General features: G+C 58.5%; 19 protein-coding genes and 1 pseudogene. 14 read left to right on the forward strand and 6 right to left on the reverse strand.

Annotated features, from left to right (window positions below):
- The first annotated feature begins 245 nt into the window (after window positions 1-245).
- The 5 genes from fucO (at window position 246) to glsB (ending at window position 4,533) form a co-directional block, all read left to right on the forward strand.
- Window positions 246-1,394 (forward strand): lactaldehyde reductase, encoded by a 1,149-nt coding sequence (fucO, locus tag AC6I7A_RS21000; RefSeq protein WP_058957791.1) that lies wholly within the window; start codon window positions 246-248, stop codon window positions 1,392-1,394.
- Between the two features lie 303 nt (window positions 1,395-1,697).
- Window positions 1,698-1,871: a GhoT/OrtT family toxin gene (locus tag AC6I7A_RS21005; RefSeq protein WP_009093071.1), complete on the forward strand. Its 174-nt coding sequence runs from the start codon at window positions 1,698-1,700 to the stop codon at window positions 1,869-1,871.
- A gap of 103 nt (window positions 1,872-1,974) precedes the next feature.
- Window positions 1,975-2,145 carry a YdgH/BhsA/McbA family protein gene (locus AC6I7A_RS21010; RefSeq protein ID WP_167428668.1) on the forward strand — a complete coding sequence of 57 codons (171 nt, stop codon included), beginning with the start codon at window positions 1,975-1,977 and terminating at the stop codon, window positions 2,143-2,145.
- 170 nt (window positions 2,146-2,315) lie between these two features.
- Window positions 2,316-3,515, forward strand: coding sequence for a CynX/NimT family MFS transporter (locus tag AC6I7A_RS21015; protein WP_498004887.1), 1,200 nt, complete (start codon window positions 2,316-2,318; stop codon window positions 3,513-3,515).
- Window positions 3,516-3,567: 52 nt separating this feature from the next.
- The gene (glsB, locus tag AC6I7A_RS21020) at window positions 3,568-4,533 is read left to right on the forward strand and encodes a glutaminase B (RefSeq protein WP_058957278.1); all 966 of its coding nucleotides are present in this window, start codon (window positions 3,568-3,570) and stop codon (window positions 4,531-4,533) included.
- Window positions 4,534-4,653: 120 nt separating this feature from the next.
- Here the strand turns inward: glsB and AC6I7A_RS21025 are convergent.
- Together AC6I7A_RS21025 and AC6I7A_RS21030 are read right to left on the reverse strand one after the other, a co-directional pair.
- Window positions 4,654-5,390: pseudogene (locus AC6I7A_RS21025) on the reverse strand (Rpn family recombination-promoting nuclease/putative transposase).
- 204 nt (window positions 5,391-5,594) lie between these two features.
- Window positions 5,595-6,545: a D-2-hydroxyacid dehydrogenase gene (locus AC6I7A_RS21030; RefSeq protein ID WP_058957204.1), complete on the reverse strand. Its 951-nt coding sequence runs from the start codon at window positions 6,543-6,545 to the stop codon at window positions 5,595-5,597.
- Between the two features lie 221 nt (window positions 6,546-6,766).
- Between AC6I7A_RS21030 and AC6I7A_RS21035 the strand changes: the two genes are divergently transcribed.
- From AC6I7A_RS21035 to AC6I7A_RS21045, 3 genes are all read left to right on the forward strand, one after another.
- Window positions 6,767-7,159, forward strand: a complete 393-nt coding sequence (locus tag AC6I7A_RS21035) for a DUF2946 domain-containing protein (protein WP_058957279.1) — start codon at window positions 6,767-6,769, stop codon at window positions 7,157-7,159.
- A 69-nt stretch (window positions 7,160-7,228) separates the two neighbouring features.
- Window positions 7,229-8,959 carry a DUF2534 family protein gene (locus AC6I7A_RS21040; protein ID WP_058957205.1) on the forward strand — a complete coding sequence of 577 codons (1,731 nt, stop codon included), beginning with the start codon at window positions 7,229-7,231 and terminating at the stop codon, window positions 8,957-8,959.
- A 126-nt stretch (window positions 8,960-9,085) separates the two neighbouring features.
- A complete protein-coding gene (locus AC6I7A_RS21045; protein ID WP_058957206.1) occupies window positions 9,086-9,763 on the forward strand; it encodes a pirin family protein in 678 nt (225 codons plus the stop codon).
- A 94-nt stretch (window positions 9,764-9,857) separates the two neighbouring features.
- On the opposite strand, the gene AC6I7A_RS21050 is transcribed toward AC6I7A_RS21045, so the two are convergent.
- Entirely contained in the window at window positions 9,858-10,085 is a 228-nt protein-coding gene (locus AC6I7A_RS21050) for a hypothetical protein (protein ID WP_009093079.1), read from the reverse strand.
- Window positions 10,086-10,256: 171 nt separating this feature from the next.
- On the opposite strand from AC6I7A_RS21050, the gene AC6I7A_RS21055 reads away from it, so the two are divergent.
- The 6 genes from AC6I7A_RS21055 (at window position 10,257) to crtB (ending at window position 16,766) form a co-directional block, all read left to right on the forward strand.
- Window positions 10,257-10,787: a YtfJ family protein gene (locus tag AC6I7A_RS21055; RefSeq protein ID WP_009093080.1), complete on the forward strand. Its 531-nt coding sequence runs from the start codon at window positions 10,257-10,259 to the stop codon at window positions 10,785-10,787.
- A gap of 220 nt (window positions 10,788-11,007) precedes the next feature.
- The gene (locus AC6I7A_RS21060; protein WP_009093081.1) at window positions 11,008-11,916 is read left to right on the forward strand and encodes a polyprenyl synthetase family protein; all 909 of its coding nucleotides are present in this window, start codon (window positions 11,008-11,010) and stop codon (window positions 11,914-11,916) included.
- A 9-nt stretch (window positions 11,917-11,925) separates the two neighbouring features.
- Entirely contained in the window at window positions 11,926-13,218 is a 1,293-nt protein-coding gene (locus tag AC6I7A_RS21065) for a glycosyltransferase (RefSeq protein ID WP_058957207.1), read from the forward strand.
- On the forward strand, window positions 13,205-14,365 hold the full coding sequence (gene crtY, locus AC6I7A_RS21070; RefSeq protein WP_058957208.1) for a lycopene beta-cyclase CrtY: 1,161 nt from the start codon (window positions 13,205-13,207) through the stop codon (window positions 14,363-14,365). Before AC6I7A_RS21065 ends, crtY begins: the two co-directional genes overlap by 14 nt.
- Window positions 14,362-15,840 (forward strand): phytoene desaturase, encoded by a 1,479-nt coding sequence (locus AC6I7A_RS21075; RefSeq protein WP_058957209.1) that lies wholly within the window; start codon window positions 14,362-14,364, stop codon window positions 15,838-15,840. Before crtY ends, AC6I7A_RS21075 begins: the two co-directional genes overlap by 4 nt.
- Window positions 15,837-16,766, forward strand: a complete 930-nt coding sequence (crtB, locus tag AC6I7A_RS21080; RefSeq protein ID WP_058957210.1) for a 15-cis-phytoene synthase CrtB — start codon at window positions 15,837-15,839, stop codon at window positions 16,764-16,766. The genes AC6I7A_RS21075 and crtB overlap by 4 nt, the downstream gene beginning before the upstream one ends.
- Here the strand turns inward: crtB and AC6I7A_RS21085 are convergent.
- From AC6I7A_RS21085 to AC6I7A_RS21095, 3 genes are all read right to left on the reverse strand, one after another.
- A complete protein-coding gene (locus tag AC6I7A_RS21085) occupies window positions 16,705-17,232 on the reverse strand; it encodes a sterol desaturase family protein (RefSeq protein ID WP_009093087.1) in 528 nt (175 codons plus the stop codon). The two genes, crtB and AC6I7A_RS21085, sit on opposite strands and share 62 nt — an antisense overlap.
- A 190-nt stretch (window positions 17,233-17,422) precedes the next feature.
- Complete coding sequence (locus tag AC6I7A_RS21090) at window positions 17,423-18,532, reverse strand: fimbrial protein (protein ID WP_058957211.1); 1,110 nt, start codon at window positions 18,530-18,532, stop codon at window positions 17,423-17,425.
- A 16-nt stretch (window positions 18,533-18,548) separates the two neighbouring features.
- Window positions 18,549-20,993: a fimbria/pilus outer membrane usher protein gene (locus AC6I7A_RS21095; protein WP_058957212.1), complete on the reverse strand. Its 2,445-nt coding sequence runs from the start codon at window positions 20,991-20,993 to the stop codon at window positions 18,549-18,551.
- Between the last annotated feature and the right edge of the window lie 93 nt (window positions 20,994-21,086).

Genomic DNA, 21,086 nt, shown 5'->3' on the forward strand with positions numbered 1-21,086 from the left:
GTGCGAAGGGGAAGTAAACAAGTGTTGCACATAACCGCCATACGGGGAGAAATCCACTGCGAAACCCGGCGTATCAGCCCGTCTCGTTCAGCGCCCGGCGCGGCATCTGGCAAAAGCATCGCGCCATTACGGACTAATTTATTGATTTATATCAAATATTTTTATCCGAAACTGAGAGGTTCTGCGCAGAACCCTGATAGGGAATGGTGGAAGTTAGAGCGCATTCACAAACAGAGGATGTTTTTATGACTCAACGTATGATTCTGAATGAAACGGCCTGGTTTGGTGCCGGCGCGTTACGCCATCTGCCGGAAGAGGTAGAGCGTCGTGGAATGCGCAAAGCCCTGATTGTTACTGACCGTGCACTGGTGGCAGCCGGTGCGCTGAAGCGGGTGACCGATCGGCTGGCCAGCCACCAGCTTGCCTGGACGGTGTACGATGAGGTGGTACCCAATCCCACCATTCGGGTGGTGCAGCAGGGCGTGGCGGCCTTCAGGGCATCGGGGGCAGACTATCTGATAGCGATCGGGGGCGGTTCACCTCAGGATACCAGCAAGGCGATCGGTATGATTATCAACAATCCCGAATTTGAAGATGTGCGCAGCCTGGAGGGCGTGGCCCCCACCCGCCATCCCTGCGTTCCGATTATCGCTATCCCGACCACCGCAGGCACCGCCGCTGAAGTCACTATCAACTACGTTATTACCGATGAAGAGAAACGCCGTAAGTTTGTCTGTGTCGATCCGCATGCCATTCCGAAAGTCGCGATTGTTGATGCGGAAATGATGGCGAGCATGCCCGCCTCACTGAAAGCCGCAACCGGCATTGATGCGCTGACCCATGCGATTGAGGGCTATATCACGCGTGGCGCCTGGACGCTGACCGATATGCTGCATCTCAAAGCCATTGAGATTATCAGCCAGTCACTGCGCAAGTCGGTGGCGGGGGATCCCGACGCGGTGGAGCAGATGGCGCTGGGACAGTATGTCGCCGGGATGGGTTTCTCCAGTGTCGGACTCGGGCTGGTTCATGGCATGGCTCATCCGCTGGGCGCCTTTTATGATGTGCCACACGGCATTGCTAACGCCATTCTGCTGCCGCAGGTGATGGCGTGGAATGCCGCCTGGACCGGCGAAAAGTATCGCGACATTGCGCGCGCAATGGGCGTGAAGCAGGTCGACACCCTCTCGCTGGAGCAGGCGCGGGAGGCCGCGGTTGATGCCGTTCGTCAGCTCTGTCGGGATGTGGGCATCCCGCGTTCCTTGCGTGAAGTGGGTTTACAGCAGGCTGATATCCCGGCCCTGGCGCAGGCCGCGCTGGATGATGTCTGTACCGGTGGCAACCCGCGCACGCCCGATCTTGAGGCGGTGATGGCGCTCTACCGTCAGAGTTAACGCGCGCCAGCTTATCCGCCGCTGACGTCAGGCCCGCTCACGCCAGCGGGCTTTTTATCGCGCTGGATCTGTCGCGATTCGCCACGGCGGATAAAGCCAGTCAGCGCGGTGACGGCCGGGGTTTTCTCGATTTTCAGATGCCCGTTTCAGCCTGAAATCGCCCGCGAGTTTTCTGCAGGTTCCGGTGCATGAGCCACCTGACCGGACAATTTCTTTAGATGCTAAACCCTGAGTCACTTGATCTGGATCACAAAAATCCGCATCATGCGCAGCGAAAACCTTTACGATGCTGCGGAGATATTGATGACACTGTACCAGGGTATGCTGATTTTTTATGCCGTTGTTGCACTGTTCGCTACGCTGATCACCTTCTTCATCGCCAAAGATAAGCTCAGCATTAAACTGCTCAGCGCCTTTCTGGTGGGTGCCACCTGGCCGATGAGTTTTCCCGTCGCGCTGATGTTCGCGCTGTTTTAATTGACATTTTCGCCTTACCGACCACACTCAGATTAGACGTCACTGACCCGCTCTGCGCCGATCGCTGATGTCGGCTTGCTCATCACTCATATAAGGAGAGGTTATGCGCGTAATCAGTGTGGCGATTCTGATTTCCCTTCTCAGTGCCTGCAGCGGACCCTGGGGCGCCGAAAAACCGGTCCCGGCGGCAGAAACCCGTCAGCAGACCTGCCAGCCTGGCACCAATCCCAGCCAGAATGACTGCGGTCACTTTCCCGAACCGGAATTTCACTGACACACCCGCACACTGTGTTACGGGATCGCATTTGCGCTATTTCATCGCATAACAAGGCTTTACACGCCGATGGCCGGTCAGTAAAGTAGCGCCCAGACATCATTTCTGATGCGTAAGCGTTAACGTCAACCAACGCCCCCGCAGCGCTGCTGCCTGTGATGATCCCTGCCATGAAGCCTCTGCAACTTAGTGTTAAATCTCATGCTGCGCTCTCCGGCGCCTCATTTTTTTTATTTGTGCTGCTGCTGACCGCGGCCAACCTTCGCGCACCGGTGACTGTGGTCGGCCCGGTTCTTCAGGATATCCGTCAGACCTTTGGACTGAGTGCCGGTGAAGCGGGTCTGTTCAACTTTATTCCCCTGATCCTCTTTGCCCTGCTTGCGCCACCAGCCGCCTGGCTCGGCAATCGCATCGGACTCGAACGCAGCCTGTGGGGCGCACTCTGCATGATGACCGCGGGTTCCCTGTTGCGCTGGCTGCCTGTGGAGGCGGCGTTATGGGGCGGAACCCTGTTGCTCAGCGCCGGGATTGCTGCCGCCAACGTCCTGCTGCCCCCGCTGATCAAACGAGATTTCACCGCTCATACCGCCCGCTATATCGGGCTTTACGCCGCCACCATGTCGATTACTGCCAGCCTGGCCTCCGGGATTGCCGTTCCGCTGAGCCAGCTCTCCTCCGCAGGCTGGCGACTGTCGCTGGTGGTCTGGGCGATCCCAGGGCTGATAGCGCTGCTGGCCTGGCTGCCACTGCTACGCCAGCGTCCGTTAAAGCAGGCATCCGGCGAGACGACAGTTCTCCATCGCCATCCGTGGCGCTCGGCAGGCGGCTGGCAGATTGCCCTGTTTATGGCGCTGCAGTCGCTGGCGTTTTATACCCTGATCGACTGGTTTACGCTATTCGCCCAGGACCAGGGTTTCAGTCAGGCCACGGCGGGCTGGCTGTTGTTCTGGTATCAGGCCATCGCGATTGTCGCCAATCTTGGCTGCATGATGGCGCTGAAGCGGGTGAAGGATGCCCGCCTCACCGCCTTCATCGCCTCGTCGGCTATCTTTCTCGGCATGCTGGGGCTACTGCTTAACCCGCTGTGGGCGGCGATCTGGCTGACCCTTGCCGGTCTGGGCGCAGGCGCCTCACTGGTGCTCTGCCTCTCCCTCTTTAATCTGCGGGCCAGCAATCATCGTCAGGCTTCACAGCTCTCCGGTATGGCCCAGTGCGTCGGCTATGCGCTGGCCGCGCTCGGTCCTTTGTTGTTTGGCGTGCTCCATGAGCAGAGCGGAAACTGGACGATCCCCTTCAGCGTACTGGTGCTGCTGAGCCTGCTTCAGATGCTGCTGGCACCCCTGGCCGCACAGTCAAAACCCATCAGCTGAACGTGCGGCCATGCCGCCATCGGCCCTTAACAATATGATCTGCCGGTCGCCGATGCACAGCATCAGCGTCCAGCGGGAAGCGACAGGAGAAGCGAGTGTGTCTGAACTGAATAATGCGCTGTTGCAGGCGATCCTGGATGAGGTGCGTCCGCTGGTTCATCAGGGAAAAGTGGCGGACTATATCCCCGCGCTGGCCGATGTGGCCGCAGACCGGCTGGCTATCGCTGTCTGCCTGCCTGACGGCACCCTCTTTCAGGCGGGCGATGCCCAAACGCGCTTTTCGATTCAGTCGATCTCTAAAGCGCTGTCGCTGACCGTGGCGCTGACCCGCTATGACGATAGCGAAATCTGGCAGCGGGTCGGAAAAGAGCCGTCGGGTCAGCCTTTTAATTCGCTGGTGCAGCTCGAACTGGAACAGGGTAAACCGCGTAATCCCTTTATTAATGCGGGTGCCCTGGTGATCTGCGACCTGCTGGAAACCCGGCTGACCGCGCCGCGTCAGCGTATGCTGGAGATTGTCCGGCAGCTGAGTCAGCAGCCGGACATCAACTATGACCGCCACGTTGCCCGTTCCGAGTTTGAACACTCGGCCCGCAACGCGGCGATTGCCTGGCTGATGAAGTCGTTCGGGAATTTCGATAACGACGTGACCAGCGTGATGCAGACCTATTTCCACTACTGCTCACTGTCAATGAGCTGCGTTGAACTGGCACGCACGTTTATCTATCTGGCGAATCAGGGCCGGACGCTGGATGGCAGCCAGATGATTACCGCGCGTCAGGCGCGCCAGATTAACGCGCTGATGATCACCAGCGGGATGTACGATGGCGCAGGCGAATTTGCCTGGCGGGTCGGCATGCCGGCAAAGTCTGGGGTAGGTGGCGGGATCATTGCCATTATTCCCGGTGAGATGAGCATCGCCGTCTGGTCACCCGGACTCGATGGCGCGGGCAATTCCCTGGCGGGCACGGCGGTGCTGGAGTTACTGACGGAAAAGCTGGGCCGCTCTATTTTCTGACCCTGGACCCGACGAAGTAGAGTAGTCGTCTGTGCAAGGCGGTTTGATGATGAACAGGCACGACGACTCCGGACGCCGGGGAGTGGGATCATAGTCTGCATAACAGACTGAAAGCATGTCTCAGTCTGTTTGACGGATATCCGCCAGTTCCGCTTCGCTCAGCCCGGTCATTTGCAGAATGGTATGGCGGTCCATACCGCTTTGCGGCATTGCGCGGGCGATCTTAAATGTTGCTGCACGTTCACCTTTTACCATACCGAGCCGGATACCTTCCATACGTCCCTGCTCAATGCCTGTTTGTTCCAGCTGTTGTGCAATCGTCATAAGTGAATCCCCATGCTGCGGTGCTGCATAATTTCGTCATCAGGTATAACTGTGACGTCAACCAATGGGAAAGCCTGATGATAAAGCCTGCCCGCCAGTACCGGAGCGTTAAACTCATCCAGCCACCGGTTAGAATAGGGATAGTGGCTACGTTTACCGGTATAAAACAGCACCGGTATCACCAGCGGTAACCGCTTATGTCCATTCTCGAGATGGCGCTGCATCGCCCCAACGGCATAACGAAGTAACCGAAACGCCATGTGTTTGTCTGGTGCAGACTGATGCTCAATCAGAACATGGACAAATCCCTCACCTGAAGTCGTTTTCAGACTGTAAAGAACGTCGCTGAAATATTGCCTGAGATCCTTTTCCACAAACGACCCCGATTCGAGCTTCAGCGTGTCGGGATCACAGATCTCCCGCAGGTCTGGCGGCAGGTGCAGCGCCATAAAATCTCTGGCAATTTCAGGCTGCGTCAGAAACTGCCGGAATGTTGCATCATGAGGCACAGGCGTGCCGTTCTTCTTTTTCATCGTGCCATCCTGGCTCTGTTCCTGATCCCCTTAACCTGATCCACCTGCTCTTTGTTTCGCGGTAATGAATCAGGCTATGACGGGAATATCACTCCAGACAAGGCAGGTAAAACGACACGCTTTAAATTTACGAGGTGGCCCGCTTTTCAGTGCAGAAAGCGTCATGCGCTGCCCCATGCCGAAGATGCCCCACTCAGACCAGGTTCAGCTCACCACGTTAATCGGCTCGCCCTGAAGAGAGGCGGCGATATTTTTCATCACGCCCTTCACCAGATTCTCTGCGCCACTGCGGCTTGCCCAGGCAATGTGCGGTGTCAGCAGCAGACCCGGCAGATCCGCCAGCAGCGGATTATCGGCAGCAGGCGGTTCACTACTCAGCACATCCAGCGCCGCCCCGCCGATAACGCCCTGCGCCAGGGCAGCCGCCAGATCGGCTTCGTTGATTAATCCGCCACGCGCGGTGTTAATCAGCAGCGCCTGCGGTTTCATCTTAGCCAGCGCCTCACGGTCAATCATCTGTCGGGTCTGATCGCTTAACGGACAGTGCAGTGAAATCACATCGCTGGTGGCCAGCATCTGCTCAAAGCTGACATAGCCGTCACGCACTGTCTGACTCCCTTTGCGCTCGGCGAACTGGACCTGCATCCCCAGCGCCTGCGCCAGCCTTCCTACCGCCTGACCGATTTCGCCCCGGCCCGCGATACCCAGCATAGCCCCGCCGATATCCTGAATCGGCCGACGATGCAGACAGAAGTGTTGCGCCTGCGGCCAGTCCCGGCGGGTGGTGCTGGCATAGTCAAATAACTGCCGGCGCAGCGCGAAAAGGGCTGCAATTACCGCCTCGGAGACGCTCTGCGTGGAGTAGCCGGGCACATTGCTGACGGTGATCCCGCGATCGCGACAGGCGTCGAGATCGATACAGTCATAACCGGTTGCGGCAACACAGATAAAGCGCAGATCCGGCAGTTGCCTGAGTGTGGCGGCGCGTAACGGAACTTTATTGGTGATCGCGATAGTCGCCCCCTGCAGGGCAGACACGATCTCATTAACCGGCGTGTGTGTGCGGATCTCCCACTCACCCTGTAGCTGTTCGATCGGCAGTGAGATCGGCAGTGAGATCGGCAGCGTATCGCCATCCAGCATAACTATTTTCATTATCTGTCCTTAATTGCTCAGAGTGTCATCCACAGGCTCAGCCGTGATGTTACCTGTATGTGTTCAGCGGGTAACAACTAAGTTAAATGAAGCTGAAATTAAAGTGAATATGTTCAAAGAGTGCGAATTTCTTTGCTTCAGCAGCCACTTTATTTAACCCTTTTATTCCCTTCGCGTTACACTGCCGCCCGGAAATTTGTCCCATTGTGCCTGTGTAAATGATGCCGAAATGCTTATTCAGACAACGACTCACAGCCGGTATTGCGATACTGGCCGTGCTGCTGTTGTTTGTTGCACCGATGGTCTCTAAAAACCTTGCGGCAGATCATGCCAGGATGCAGCACGTCAGCATGAGCGCAGAGATACCGATGATGCATCATCACGGCGAGATGTCCATGATGGACCCTGTGATGATGCCCGATGCAGGCTTTGCCTGCGGATACTGTGATTTACTGGTGCATGTGCCCCTGATGCTCTGGAACTTTGTCCCGTTCATCTGGTGGATGTGCCTCATCAGTCGCGCCCCGCCGCCCCGAGCGGTCACGCCGCTCCGGCGGCGGCGAACGTTGCGCCTTCATCGCCCCCGGGCACCGCCCTGTTACGCATCACACTGACGCCATAACATTTCGATTGCGTGACAACGTCACCCGATCGCCCCTGTCTTTTGAAAAGTGTGGAATGCTATGTCCTCTTATCAGGAAACATCCCCTGCACCACGCGGCACGCTGTTTAATCTGCTACGCCGCCTGCATTTTTATATTGGTCTGTTTATTGCGCCGTTCATTTTTATCGCGGCCCTCACCGGAACGCTCTACGTTCTGACTCCGCAACTGGAACAGGCGATCTATCACGATGCCCTGACGACCCGTGCGCAGGGCGAGCCGCAGCCGCTCTCCGCGCAGGTTGCCGCTGCACGGGCCTGGGCAGGCCAGTCAGTGCACATCTACGCCGTACGTCCCGCGCCGGGTCCCGGGGATACGACGCGGGTGCAGTTCACTGCCGCGGATGCGGGTCCCTCTGAGTCACGCTCGGTGTTTATTGATCCCTATACCCTGCAGGTCAGGGGGGATATGACCGTATATGGCACCAGCGGCGTGCTGCCGCTGCGCATGTGGCTGGATCAGCTGCATCGTGGCTTGTTACTGGGCGATTTCGGCCGTAACTACAGTGAACTGGCCGCGTCCTGGCTCTGGGTCGCCGCGCTGGGCGGGCTCATCCTGTGGGCCGGTAGCCGCCCTCCCCGTACCCGAAAGAACGTCCGCAGCGGGTTTGCCGCCTTGCGTCACTGGCACGTCACGCTGGGACTGCTGCTGGCCCTGGGCCTGATCTTCTTTTCGGTGACCGGGCTGACCTGGTCGCAGTGGGCGGGCAGCAACATTGAAAAGATGCGCAGCGACCTGAACTGGAAAACGCCGCAGGTGAAAACCGCGCTGAACGGTGACGCCCCGGCTGAATCTGCCGACCCCCACGCAGAGCATCGCGGCGCAATGGAAGGGATGACCATGTCGGGCATGACGATGCCCGCTAAGACTCCCGCGCGGGTCATTCCTAATCAGCCGGATGCCCGCTGGGATCAGGCCCTGTCTGCCGCCCGTCAGGCAGGACTGAAGGCGGCAAAACTCGAACTGCGCCAGCCCAAAAACGCCGGACAGGCATGGACGGTTTCGGAGATTGACCGCAGCTGGCCAAGTCAGGTGGATGCCGTTTCACTTAATCCGGCCGACTTTACCGTGGTCGACAAAGTGGCGTTCGCCAGCTTCCCGCTGGTGGCGAAACTGACCCGCTGGGGCGTCGATGCGCACATGGGTGTGCTGTTCGGCCTGCCTAATCAGCTGATTCTGGCGCTCTTTGGCTTCGGACTCTGCACGATGATTGTGCTGGGCTACCGCATGTGGTGGATTCGTCGTCCGGCGGTTCCGCAGCTTAACCCTTCACAGACGCTGTTAACCGCCTGGCTGGCACTGCCACGCTATGCGCAGGGCACCAGCCTGATTGTGATGCTGGCGCTCGGTTATGCCCTGCCGGTCATGGGCATCAGCCTGCTGCTGTTTCTGCTGCTGGATATTCAGCGCTGGCGCAGCGCCCGGCGTCGCAGCCAGGCCCGCACCGAGATTGCACCCGACAAGCAGTCGCCGCTGGCGATCGTGCAGTCCCGCTTCGCCGTGAAGCGCAAAGAGATGCGCTATTTTCTGCGCAGCGTGACGGTTCTGGCGCTGATTGTGATCTCGGTGATGGCGAATGCGATGATAGGCGGCGTGATTGATCAGTATCAGATCCCCTTCAGCCACTGGTCGCTGACGATGTATATCACGCAGGCGATGATGATTCTGCTCTACTCGACGGTCTTTACCGGACTGCTGTCGATTCCACTCTGGTATTTCTTCCTGGGTGAAAGCGATGAGCAGGGCAAATAGGCTGCCGCCTCCGCTGGCAGTCTCTCCTTCAACATAACTGACGAAGCCGGGCAAATTTCCCGGCTTTTCATTCTCCCACTAAAGGCTATGATCGTTGTCACTGACCCTTCTGTTTAAAGGCAAATCATGAACATCCTGCGTGCTAATCCTGAACAGCTGTTTGAGTACGGCCCCTTTACCGTCCGCCGTCAGCGACCTGGCGAGGCGCTAAGCCCGCTGGTCAGCGTTGACCTGATGTCGCTGAAGCTGGATGCCCGGATCCCGATGCAGCAGCACTGGAATGAAGAGGTTTTTACCTATCTGTGGCGGGGATCGATGCAGCATCAGGACAGTAACGGCGAGCGGACCCAGCTCTCGGCTAAGCGGGTGATGGTGGTCAATGCGGGTGACGGCGTTCAGTACGAAGAATCGGTGCCTCTGTTTGAAGCGGAACTGTTACAGGCGGTTATCCGTCCCGCCCAGCCTGGGGGTGAAGCGATGACCCAGGTGCTGGAGCGCGATCAGGGCATTATGAGTAATGGCTGGACCGAACTGGCCGGGCCGGAGGAGTCAGACGCCCCGCTGGAACTGCGCCAGGCAGCCTATATCTATGACACCCTGCTGGAGCGCAACCACACGCTGGACGTGCCCGCTCTGCCGGGCTTTGTGGCATATCTCGTCGTGCTGGAAGGCAGCATTCGTATCGGCGAGGCGCGACTGGGTCGGGGTGATGCGGTCAGCGGGCTGGCGGCCGGGAGTGAAATCACGGGTGATCGGGATGCCAATCTGGTCTGCTTCCTGATCAGGCCCGATCACGCTGCATAAAAAACGCGCTGCCTTTCCCGGTGAGGTCTCAGGCAGCGCCACGCTTCATTAAAAAGCGCCACGCGGGACGATTCCCGCGCGGCAATGTTTGTCCTTACTCCCGGTTACGGGGCTGCTTCGCCTGAACCCGTTTATAGACGTGGTCAAACTGACGCACATCGTCGAGTAACCAGTGGCGCTGCGTCAGCGGCGCATCATCCAGTGCCTGCGGCAGCGGCACCCCATCCAGTGAACCCCGACAGCAAAAGGCGCGCGCCAGGGTCGGCGTGGCAATACCAATGTAACGGGCAAATTCAGGCAACGTCATCAGTGCAGCACTCATCTTCCACCTCCGGCAATTAACTTTCCTCTGCATTCTCAGGCTAAATCTTTACTGCTTTTATTGATCTGAAACATGGATGTGGTACTAATCTTCTGCCTGCTGATGAGAAAGCTCGCCTCGCCCACCGCAAACCGAGAAAGAAGTGAGGAACCTGTGCGCCATTATGGATTGATGATAGCCCTGCTGTTTTCCGGCGTTGCGTCCGCCCACACCCTGACACCCGGCCAGCCGGTTCCGCCGGTCTTTGTGGCCGATAAAGGCGAAATGGTGCTGAATCAGGGCGATATCGGCTACCAGCGCTGGAACAGTCAGGCGCTGACCGGCAAAGTGCGGCTGGTGATCCATGTCGCGGGCCGTCTTTCAGCCAAAGAGCAGAGTGCTGCCCTGATTGAGGCCGTTCAGCAGGCCAGTCTGCCGCGCGATCGCTTTCAGACCACCACCATCGTGAATACCGACGACGCCCTGCCCGGCAGCGCCATTTTTGTGGTGCGCAGCATCGCCTCCAGCAAAAAAGCCGCTCCCTGGCAGCAATTCATCATCGACAGCAGCGGCGTGACGGCGCATAGCTGGCATCTTCAGCCAGAAAGCGCAGCCGTCGTGGTCGTTGATCAGCAAGGTATTGTGCGCTTCGCTAAAGATGGCGCATTATCTGCTGACAACGTCGCCAGCGTGATGAAACAGCTACGGGCATTGCTGGGCTGATAACCGCTTAGTTTTCACCCGGCTGACGCCGCAAATCGCGGAATGCTCCTGAATTTCCCGACATTTTTTATTACCGTAAGCTACGCTTAGTTGTAATGGATTTACCCGCCGTTCTTTGAAAACCTGCCCACTATGCCGGGGCAGCCGGGGACGATGATTGAAGATGGCATCGAATCATTTCGACCTGCTGTGACTTCCTCTGTAGATAAGGACAGCCCTGATGACGGTCTGCGCAGAAAAACACGTCAATGTCATACACAGCGATGCAGCGATTCTGTTGAACGATATCGAGCAACGGCTCGATCAGCTTTTACCGGTCGACAGTGAACGTGACCTGGTCGGCGCGGCAATGCGCGACGGCGCGCTGGCGCCGGGAAAACGTATTCGTCCGCTGCTGCTGCTGCTGACCGCGCGCGATCTGGGGTGCAATGCCAGCGCAGCCGGTCTGCTTGACCTCGCCTGCGCGGTTGAGATGGTGCACGCCGCTTCGCTGATCCTGGACGATATGCCCTGCATGGATGATGCGCAGCTGCGGCGCGGACGCCCCACCATCCACTGTCAGTATGGTGAACATGTCGCCATCCTCGCTGCTGTGGCCCTGCTGAGTAAGGCCTTTGGTCTGGTCGCCGTGGCAGAGGGCTTAACCGCCAGCGCCAGAACGGACGCGGTTGCAGAGCTGTCTCAGGCGGTTGGGATGCAGGGGCTGGTGCAGGGGCAGTTCAAGGATCTCTCGGAGGGAGATAAACCCCGCAGCGCCGACGCCATTCTGATGACCAATCACTTCAAAACCAGCACCCTGTTCTGCGCCTCTATGCAGATGGCCTCTATTGTTGCGGAAGCCCCCAAAGAAGCCCGCGAACAGCTGCACCGCTTTTCGCTGAATCTCGGTCAGGCGTTTCAGCTGCTGGACGATCTCACTGACGGTATGAGTGACACCGGTAAAGATGCCCATCAGGATGAGGGAAAATCGACGCTGGTGAATCTTCTCGGCGCAAAAGCGGTGGAATCGCAACTGCGCGACCATCTGCGCTGCGCCGGAGAGCACCTGTTGTCCGCCTGCCGCGATGGTTACGCCACCCATCATTTTGTTCAGGCCTGGTTTGAGAAAAAACTCGCTGCCGTCAGTTAAGGATGCTGCATGAGCCACTTTGCGGTTATTGCACCGCCCTTCTATAGCCATGTGCAGGCGCTTCAGCATCTCAGCCAGGCCCTGATAGCACGCGGACACCGTATCACCTTTATTCAGCAGACGGACGTCAGCGCACTGCTCACCGACCGCCGCATCGGCTTTTTTCCGCTGGGCTTAACCTCGCATCCTGCCGGGAGTCTGGCGCATACGCTGCAGCTGGCTGCACACCCCCTTGGCCCGTCGATGCTGAAACTGATCAGTGATATGGCGCGCAGCAGCGATATGCTCTGTCGCGAACTGCCGGTGGTGCTGAATACGCTGGCAGTGGATGGCGTGATTGTCGATCAGATGGAGCCGGCCGGCGCGCTGGCCGCTGAAGCACTCGATCTGCCTTATGTTTCGGTGGCCTGTGCCCTGCCGCTTAACCGTGAAGCGGATTTCCCGCTGGCAGTGATGCCGTTTGATTATGGCACCAGCGACCAGGCGCGCGAACGTTATCGTGCCAGTGAAAAAATCTACGACTGGCTGATGCGCCGCCACGACAGGGTGATCGCCCGTAACGCCCATGCGATGGGGCTATCACCGCGGGAAAAGCTGCACCACTGTTTTTCTCCGCTGGCACAGATCAGCCAGCTGATCCCGGCGCTGGATTTTCCCCGTCAGGCGCTGCCCGACCATTTTCATGCTGTTGGCCCGCTGCGCGCCCCGGACGCGCCCCAGGCCGCACAGCCGCGCTATTTTCCGCATGGCAACAGGCCGCGCATTTTTGCTTCCCTTGGCACCCTGCAGGGACACCGTTACGGCCTGTTTAAAACGATCGTCCGCGCCTGTCAGGAGATCGACGCGCAGTTACTGCTGGCCCATTGTGGCCGCCTGTCGCCGTTTCAGGCAGAGAAACTGGCGCAGGCCAGTCATGTTCAGGTTGTCGATTTTGCTGACCAGGCCGCCGCGCTGGCCCAGGCCGACCTGGCTATTACCCACGGCGGCATGAACACGGTGCTGGATGCAATTAACCATCTGACGCCACTGCTGACAATCCCGCTGGCCTTTGATCAGCCGGGCGTGGCAGCCAGGGTGGTCTGGCACGGTATCGGCCGCCGCGCCTCACGCTTTACCACCAGTCACGCCATGGCCCGCCAGCTGCAGACCTTACTGACGGATACGCACTATGCTGAGCAGATGAAGCCCCTGCGCGCCGCGCTTCGTCAGGCGGGTGGCGCCTCGCTGGCAGCGGACATCGTCGAGCAGGCGATGCTGACCCGCCAGCCCGTGCTGAACGGGAGTGCCTATGCCACGGTATGATCTGATCCTGGTGGGCGCGGGGCTGGCCAACGGGCTGATTGCGCTGCGCCTCCGCCAGCAGCGGCCGTCGCTGCGCATACTGCTGATTGACGCGGAGAGTCAGCCTGGCGCCCATCACACCTGGTCCTTTCATGCAGACGACCTGACTGAAGCGCAGCACCGCTGGATCGCCCCGCTGGTGGTGCATCACTGGCCCGGTTATGAGGTGCGCTTTCCGCAACGTCAGCGCCATCTGAACAGTGGCTATTTTTGTGTCACCGCAAAGCGCTTCGCTCAGGTCATGCGCGATCACTTTGCCGCTGACCTGCTGCTGAATACGCGTGTCGCAACGCTCGATTCACACTCGGTTACGCTGGAGGATGGGCGGGTAGTGGAAGCGGATGCCGTGATTGATGGCCGGGGCTACCAGCCCGATGGCGCGCTGCGCATGGGCTTCCAGTCGTTTGTCGGCCAGGAGTGGCAGCTGGGTGCTCCACACGGGCTGACCGCGCCAATTATTATGGATGCCACGGTTGACCAGCAGGCCGGCTATCGCTTTGTCTACAGCCTGCCCTTTTCGGCCGATACGCTGCTGATTGAAGACACCCATTATATCGACCACGCCACGCTGGACGGGGAGCGCGCCCGCCAGAATATTCGTGACTATGCGGCGCAGCAGGGCTGGCAGCTGGCCCGTTTGCTGCGCGAAGAACAGGGTGCCCTGCCCATCACGCTGACAGGCGACGTTGACGCATTCTGGCAAAAGCGTGACCTGCCGTGCAGCGGCTTACGCGCCGGGCTGTTTCATCCCACCACCGGCTACTCACTGCCGCTGGCAGTGGCGCTGGCTGATCGGCTGGCGGAGATGCCCGTAATGACATCGGCCTCACTCAACGCCACTATCAGACAGGTGGCCTCCCAGGCCTGGCAGCAGCAGCGCTTCTTTCGCATGCTGAACCGGATGCTGTTTCTGGCGGGGCCAGCCGGGCAGCGCTGGCAGGTGATGCAACGTTTTTATGGCCTTCCCGAAGGTCTGATCGCCCGTTTTTATGCGGGAAAACTTACTTTGCCTGATCGGCTGCGTATTTTAAGCGGCAAGCCCCCGGTCCCCGTACTGGCGGCGTTACAGGCTATCATGACTCCTCACCGTCAACAGGCGATGCAATGAACAGAACGACAGTAATTGGCGCAGGCTTTGGTGGTCTGGCGCTGGCGATTCGCCTTCAGGCGTCAGGCATTCCCACCCGACTGCTGGAGAAGCGCGATAAGCCAGGCGGCCGGGCGTATGTTTATCAGGATCAGGGATACACCTTTGATGCCGGCCCGACGGTGATCACCGATCCCAGCGCGATTGAAGAGTTATTTACGCTGGCGGGCAAAAAGCTCGCTGACTATGTTGAGCTGCTGCCGGTCAGGCCCTTTTATCGTCTCTGCTGGGAGTCAGGGAGGGTCTTCAGTTATGACAACGATCAGCCCGAACTGGAAGCGCAGATCGCCGCCTTTAATCCGCGTGATGTCGAAGGCTATCGCCGTTTTCTGGCTTACTCCCGCGCCGTGTTCGCCGAAGGCTATCTGAAACTGGGCACCGTGCCGTTTCTCTCGTTCCGCGACATGCTGCGTGCCGCGCCGCAGCTGGCAAAACTGCAGGCCTGGCGCAGTGTCTACAGCAAGGTGGCAAGCTACATTGAGGATGAACATCTGCGTCAGGCGTTCTCCTTTCACTCGCTGCTGGTCGGCGGCAATCCCTTTGCCACCTCCTCCATCTACACGCTGATTCATGCGCTGGAACGTGAATGGGGAGTCTGGTTCCCGCGCGGCGGCACGGGCGCACTGGTGCAGGGCATGGTGAAACTGTTCGAAGATCTGGGTGGCGAAGTGGAACTGAATGCCAGCGTGGCCCGGCTGGAAACGCAGGAAAACCGGATTACGGCCGTCCATCTCGAAGATGGTCGGGTACTCCCGACCCGCGCCGTCGCCTCCAACGCAGACGTGGTTCACACCTACCATGATCTGCTGCGTCAGCATTCCCCTTCTGTGGCTCAGGGAAAGACACTGCAGAACAAGCGCATGAGCAACTCCCTGTTTGTGCTCTATTTTGGCCTGAATCATCATCATGACCAGCTGGCTCACCACACCGTCTGCTTCGGCCCACGCTATCGTGAACTGATCGATGAGATCTTCAATCGTGATGGCCTGGCCGAGGACTTCTCGCTCTACCTGCATGCCCCCTGTGTCACCGATCCCTCCCTGGCTCCGGAAGGCTGCGGCAGCTACTACGTGCTGGCCCCGGTGCCGCATCTCGGCACGGCTGATATCGACTGGGCGGTTGAAGGTCCGCGCCTGCGCGACCGTATTTTTGACTATCTGGAACAGCACTACATGCCGGGCCTGCGCAGTCAGCTGGTGACGCACCGCATCTTTACGCCGTTCGATTTCCGCGATGAGCTGAACGCCTATCAGGGCTCCGCCTTCTCGGTTGAACCCATCCTGACCCAGAGCGCCTGGTTCCGGCCACATAACCGCGACAAACACCTCAGTAACCTCTATCTGGTCGGCGCAGGCACGCATCCGGGCGCAGGCATTCCCGGCGTGGTGGGCTCGGCGAAAGCCACGGCAGGATTGATGCTGGAGGATCTGGCTTGAACAGTCCGTCACTGCTCGATCATGCTGTAGAAACCATGGAAGTGGGTTCAAAAAGTTTTGCCACGGCATCGAAACTGTTCGATGCCAAAACCCGACGCAGTGTGCTGATGCTCTACGCCTGGTGCCGTCACTGTGATGATGTGATTGACGATCAGGTGCTGGGTTTCAGCAATGATACGCCGTCGCGACTCTCCGCCGAACAGCGTCTGGCGCAGCTGGAGACAAAAACCCGCCAGGCTTATGCCGGGTTGCAGATGCATGAGCCTGCCTTTGCGGCCTTTCAGGAGGTGGCGATGGCGCACGATATTCTGCCTGACTACGCCTTTGCTCATCTGGCCGGTTTTGCGATGGATGTGCGTGAGACGCGCTATCAGACCCTGGACGACACGCTGCGCTACTGTTATCACGTGGCGGGCGTGGTCGGTCTGATGATGGCGCAGATCATGGGGGTGCGCGACAGGGCCACGCTGGATCGCGCCTGCGATCTCGGCCTGGCGTTTCAGCTGACCAACATTGCCCGCGACATCGTCGAAGATGCGGCCGCAGACCGCTGTTATCTGCCTGAAACGTGGCTGGCTGAGGAGGGGCTTACACGGGAAAATCTGGCCGCGCCGCAACACCGTCAGGCGCTGAGCCGCGTCGCCCGTCGCCTGGTTGAAACGGCGGAGCCCTACTATTACTCGGCCACGGCAGGTCTGCCAGGCCTGCCGCTGCGATCGGCATGGGCTATCGCAACCGCGAAGCAGGTCTATCGTAAAATCGGCATGAAGGTGATTCAGGCAGGGCCAGCGGCGTGGGATCAGCGCCTGTCCACCAGCACACCCGAGAAACTGGTCATGCTGATGGCGGCGTCAGGTCAGGCGGTCACTTCCCGGATGGCGCGTCCTGCTCCACGCCCCGCTCACCTCTGGCAGCGCCCCGTTTAACGCCGTGACGTTCACGCAGCGTCGCCTGCAGTTTTGACAGCGGTGGCGCATAGAGGAAGCCAAACGAGACACACCCCTCTTTTCCGCGCACCGCGTGATGCATCCGGTGCGCCATATAGAGCCGACGTAAATAACCCCGACGCGGAACATAGCGGAAGGGCCAGCGCTGGTGAACCAGGCCGTCATGAACAATAAAGTAGAGCAGGCCATAGAGCGTCATCCCGGCGCCGATCCACTGCAACGGCCAGACGCCCGTGCTGCCCAGCCAGATCAGTAAAATCGACAGGCCCGCGAACACCACAGCATAAAGATCGTTAACCTCGAACCAGCCCTTGTGCGGCTCATGATGCGACAGATGCCAGCCCCAGCCCCAGCCATGCATAATATATTTGTGCGCCAGCGCAGCCGTAATCTCCATGCCGATCACGGTGACCAGAACAATCAGGGCATTCCAAATCCACAACATAGCTTCTCCCGAACATGCATCCTGCAAAGTGGCGCAGAGGTTCAATTTTAACAGAGATTGGCCAAAACAGCCGGGCGGGTTTGGCGGGTTTTAACAATTACTGCAGATGATGAAGCGGATAACCCAGATAGCCGGACCCGGAAGGGAAACCGGTCGCCATAACAGGTGAATCCGCGTCAGCGGCAACGGCTCAGTTATACACCAGATTAAAGGTGACGGTCCCGTCCGCTTTACCCGCCATCACCTGGCTGTCGGTCTGAATATATTGGGCGTTAAACGACATCGACTTCGCCTGATTGGGTGAGGAGACGGTAGTCAGCACCGGCAGCTGATCGGTCGGCACATTCAGCGGCACGCGCTGGCCTTCTGCGACCTGCAGACCGGGCCCATAGGTCAGGGCAATGCCCACCCCTGACGCGGCGTTACTCTGTGGTGTCAGGCTGATGGCATTTTTGTCGCCAGCGGTCGCCATGCCAAAAAAGCCGACTTTGACTGCGGCGCTGTGTTCGCACATCACCTGAATCCGGAAACTTTTTTCGCTTCCCGCCCGGCTGCCGATGCCGGTGAACTCCGCCTTACTCACTTTTCCCATCTCCACGTTAATCGCAGACTGGGATGTGACAACGGCACAGCTGCCATATTGCACCGTGAAGCTGGAGAGAAAGAGCTGCGGCCTGTCGTTGATCGGCTGGCTGCTGGCCGCACTGTTCCCTACCTTCAGGCTGGCATTACCGATGTTTACCTCACCGACATTCGCGGGTTGGTTGCCTGGATTCAGCGGGGAACGCTGCCCCGGAATTTTGTAAAACACCACATAGGACTGCAGTTTGATGTCGTGTGCCGCGTTGAACTGTGGACTGACCTGCGAGTTACAGACCGAACTGGTTTTGCCTTTGCCGGTGGTATCGAAAAAGCCGCTGTTGCAATATGAAGGCTCTTTAAATCCAATCGCGAATCCGATGCTCTCAACACCCGGTACGCGATAGATTGGCGTCGTGTGCCCTCCTGCAATTGAGGTCTGTAATCCTGACTCTTCAGCATTAATCTGAAACCCCATATCTTTCCAGGCATAGCCCTGCTCACCGCTGTTTTTATTGCAGGTAAACGCATTAGTACTTTGCACGGGCATCTGCGCAGAGATGGGGGTGCCGTCAGCGGCGCCCGGCACATAATTGACATTATGCACCTGCACGACCACCTGGCTCACCCCCTGACACGACTCCTGGGCCAGAGAGGGCCAGCAGACCAGTGCCGGGATGAGCAGCACGATCCCTTTAATGACACGCTGAACTGATTTCATCTGAAACTCCTGTGAATTACTGGCAAACCGCAGAGACCAGTCTGACCGGATTCATGCCGCTGGCGTCAGACAGGCGGAACGGCGCGCGACAGCTTTTCTGTTTCCCCTCCTCCTGCCACTTCACTTCAACCGTCCCCTGAGCGGGCACACCGCTCAGATAGAGTTCGCCCTTTTCTGCGACAATGCCGCTTGTGCTGCTCTGATTCCCCCCGGCATGGATTGCAATCTGCCCAGTGGCACCAAAAGGCGGGAAGGTATGCTGCCAGGTAAGCGTGAACAGCACCCGGTTCCCCACATGGGTCGCGTAGTCAGCCAGCACAATCGCCCCGCGGGTCGGGATAGCCGTTTGTCCATCCATTTCCACGTCTACATTGTCGGGCAGCGTTTCAGTTTCCAGTTCGATGGCATTTTCATGATACGGCGAGAGTGAAGGCACAATTGCATAGCCGCGGCCGTCCGTGAACACATTGCTGCCGCTCTGGATGCCCACATTGGCGGTATCCGGAACCCGGACAATCGCGAAGGTATCCCCCAGCGGCTGGCTTAGCGTCACGCCGTGCGCATGGGCCACGATCCCGCCCGAGAGGCCATAGCTGTACTGCGTACTGTGACGATCGTGACCAACTCCGGCACTGACGCTGCCCTGACTGCCGCGATAGTCCAGCGAGCCGCTACTGTTCACATTCTGCCCCTGACTGTCGTGGCCCTGCTGCAGGGTGTAGTGCAGGTTATTGTTCTGCAATGCACTGCCTGACAGGCCGACCTGCTGCGAGACATCCCCGCGATTGCTGGCATTCATGCTGTAACTGACCGAACTGTCTGGCAGTAAGGCACTCAGTGGAACCGAAATATTGAAGGAGATAGCGCGGTCAGCTTTCCGGGCCTGGGTCGAGTCGGTGTAAAACCAGGCCACTCCCCAGGAGATGGCTTTATAATTGCTGTAGAAACCCAGATGCAGGGTGCGATCGTTTCTGTTTGATCGCCAGTAGCGCTGCATATAGGCAGACGCACTGAGACTGCCAGCGTCACCGATACCCTGGGAGACGGCAATTTCTGAACGACTGCGCTTGTTATCGACAAAACTCGCCGGGCTGGTGAGCGCATTGGCTTCGCTGAAAGCATAAAATCCGCTGGAGGAGTAGCGATAGCTGGCCATGCTGAAAGTGGTATTCGTGGAGGCAAAATTTTTCTGATACTGCGCGCGCACTGACTGACCACTTCGGCTCAGCCCCTGCGGTAACCGGGTGCTGGCAACGGTCACATCCATTCCCAGCGAGCCGAAATCACCCAGACTCTTGCCCAGACCCGCCGCCACAGCATGATAGTTTTGCGCGAGCTGTACGCCACCAAAGGCGGTAAAGTCATGCGGCAGTCCGTAAAACAGCGTGGACTGGACAAATTCAGGTGAGCGCAGATTGTGACTGCCTGAATAGTGATAACGACCGCCGCTGACGCTATATTTCAGATGTCCCTGACGCAGCATATAAGGCACCGCAGAGTAAGGCTGGGTGAAGGTGCGCACCGAACCATCGCTTTCATGGATAGTGATATCAAGATCGCCGCTCTGAGCGGTGGGATAGAGATCTTTGATCTCAAAAGCACCCGGTGCGACCACGGTTTCATAAATCACATAACCCTGCTGACTCACCGTCACCCGCGCATTACTGTGGGCGATGCCATGGATCACCGGGGCAAAGCCGCGCTGACTTTCGGGAAGCATGGTGTCATCAGACATCATCTGTACCCCCCGAAACTGCACGCTGTCAAACACGTCACCCGAGGTGTAGGTATCACCGACCCGGAACTGGCTTTTCAGCGTCTTAAGATCCCGCTCCAGCCAGGTCGTCTGAGACTGCCAGTGACTGACCAGATCGTAACGCCAGCTGGACGTATTACGCAGACGCCATGCGCCAAGATTAGCCCCGCTGCGCAGGCTCAGCAGCGTCGAGTTCCAGCGGTCATTCTGATTGCGGCCGCTGCTGCCAGAGAGGTTATAGTCAACGAAAGCCGCTGATACGCCCTCATCCCAGCTGGCGGGATCGACATAGTCACGATCTTTCATCTTCAGGGCAATCTGGGGAATGGAAAGGTTTAACTGCTGGTGCGCAAAATCAAAGTCACTTGAGGCATCGGGAATGTAATCGCCCAGCTCAGCAATCGCCTCATCTTTCTTCAGGTGGCTGAATGCAGAGAAACCCTCAACGTTTACCCCCATCGCGGAGAGATCGGCTACCGTCAGCTGTGGAATCAGCCCGTTTTTGCCCTCAACAAAAGAGACATCACGGCTATCAATCACTTTGTTGTTGAGCAACAGCGAGACATGATAGGTGCCGGGCTGCTGGCCGCCCTCACGGGCGAAATAGTGCAGATCGGCGGCCGTGTGTTGATCGGATGAAAACTCCAGCGCCGCCGGATTAAAGTAGTCGTCGGCGCGGGCAGCCCGCAACGGGCAGAACACCATCAGTATCACTCCCGGTACACCCGCCAGCCATGAAGAGGCATGCTTCGTCTTTGCATATTTTCTCTTCTTTAACTGCGCGTGCTGCGTCACTTT

The organism is Type-F symbiont of Plautia stali, from assembly GCF_059731105.1.

What these genes read in the sequence shown, in the direction of transcription:
- AC6I7A_RS21095 (WP_058957212.1), bottom strand. Translation starts at nt 20,993, where the DNA reads ATGGTGTTCTGCCCGTTGCGGGCTGCCCGCGCCGACGACTACTTTAAT.
- AC6I7A_RS21065 (WP_058957207.1), top strand. Translation starts at nt 11,926, where the DNA reads ATGAGCCACTTTGCGGTTATTGCACCGCCCTTCTATAGCCATGTGCAG.
- AC6I7A_RS21060 (WP_009093081.1), top strand. Translation starts at nt 11,008, where the DNA reads ATGACGGTCTGCGCAGAAAAACACGTCAATGTCATACACAGCGATGCA.
- AC6I7A_RS21010 (WP_167428668.1), top strand. Translation starts at nt 1,975, where the DNA reads ATGCGCGTAATCAGTGTGGCGATTCTGATTTCCCTTCTCAGTGCCTGC.
- AC6I7A_RS21090 (WP_058957211.1), bottom strand. Translation starts at nt 18,532, where the DNA reads ATGAAATCAGTTCAGCGTGTCATTAAAGGGATCGTGCTGCTCATCCCG.
- AC6I7A_RS21015 (WP_498004887.1), top strand. Translation starts at nt 2,316, where the DNA reads ATGAAGCCTCTGCAACTTAGTGTTAAATCTCATGCTGCGCTCTCCGGC.
- AC6I7A_RS21050 (WP_009093079.1), bottom strand. Translation starts at nt 10,085, where the DNA reads ATGAGTGCTGCACTGATGACGTTGCCTGAATTTGCCCGTTACATTGGT.
- AC6I7A_RS21055 (WP_009093080.1), top strand. Translation starts at nt 10,257, where the DNA reads ATGATAGCCCTGCTGTTTTCCGGCGTTGCGTCCGCCCACACCCTGACA.
- AC6I7A_RS21035 (WP_058957279.1), top strand. Translation starts at nt 6,767, where the DNA reads ATGCCGAAATGCTTATTCAGACAACGACTCACAGCCGGTATTGCGATA.
- AC6I7A_RS21075 (WP_058957209.1), top strand. Translation starts at nt 14,362, where the DNA reads ATGAACAGAACGACAGTAATTGGCGCAGGCTTTGGTGGTCTGGCGCTG.
- fucO (WP_058957791.1), top strand. Translation starts at nt 246, where the DNA reads ATGACTCAACGTATGATTCTGAATGAAACGGCCTGGTTTGGTGCCGGC.
- AC6I7A_RS21045 (WP_058957206.1), top strand. Translation starts at nt 9,086, where the DNA reads ATGAACATCCTGCGTGCTAATCCTGAACAGCTGTTTGAGTACGGCCCC.
- AC6I7A_RS21005 (WP_009093071.1), top strand. Translation starts at nt 1,698, where the DNA reads ATGACACTGTACCAGGGTATGCTGATTTTTTATGCCGTTGTTGCACTG.
- AC6I7A_RS21040 (WP_058957205.1), top strand. Translation starts at nt 7,229, where the DNA reads ATGTCCTCTTATCAGGAAACATCCCCTGCACCACGCGGCACGCTGTTT.
- AC6I7A_RS21085 (WP_009093087.1), bottom strand. Translation starts at nt 17,232, where the DNA reads ATGTTGTGGATTTGGAATGCCCTGATTGTTCTGGTCACCGTGATCGGC.
- glsB (WP_058957278.1), top strand. Translation starts at nt 3,568, where the DNA reads ATGCACAGCATCAGCGTCCAGCGGGAAGCGACAGGAGAAGCGAGTGTG.
- crtY (WP_058957208.1), top strand. Translation starts at nt 13,205, where the DNA reads ATGCCACGGTATGATCTGATCCTGGTGGGCGCGGGGCTGGCCAACGGG.
- AC6I7A_RS21030 (WP_058957204.1), bottom strand. Translation starts at nt 6,545, where the DNA reads ATGAAAATAGTTATGCTGGATGGCGATACGCTGCCGATCTCACTGCCG.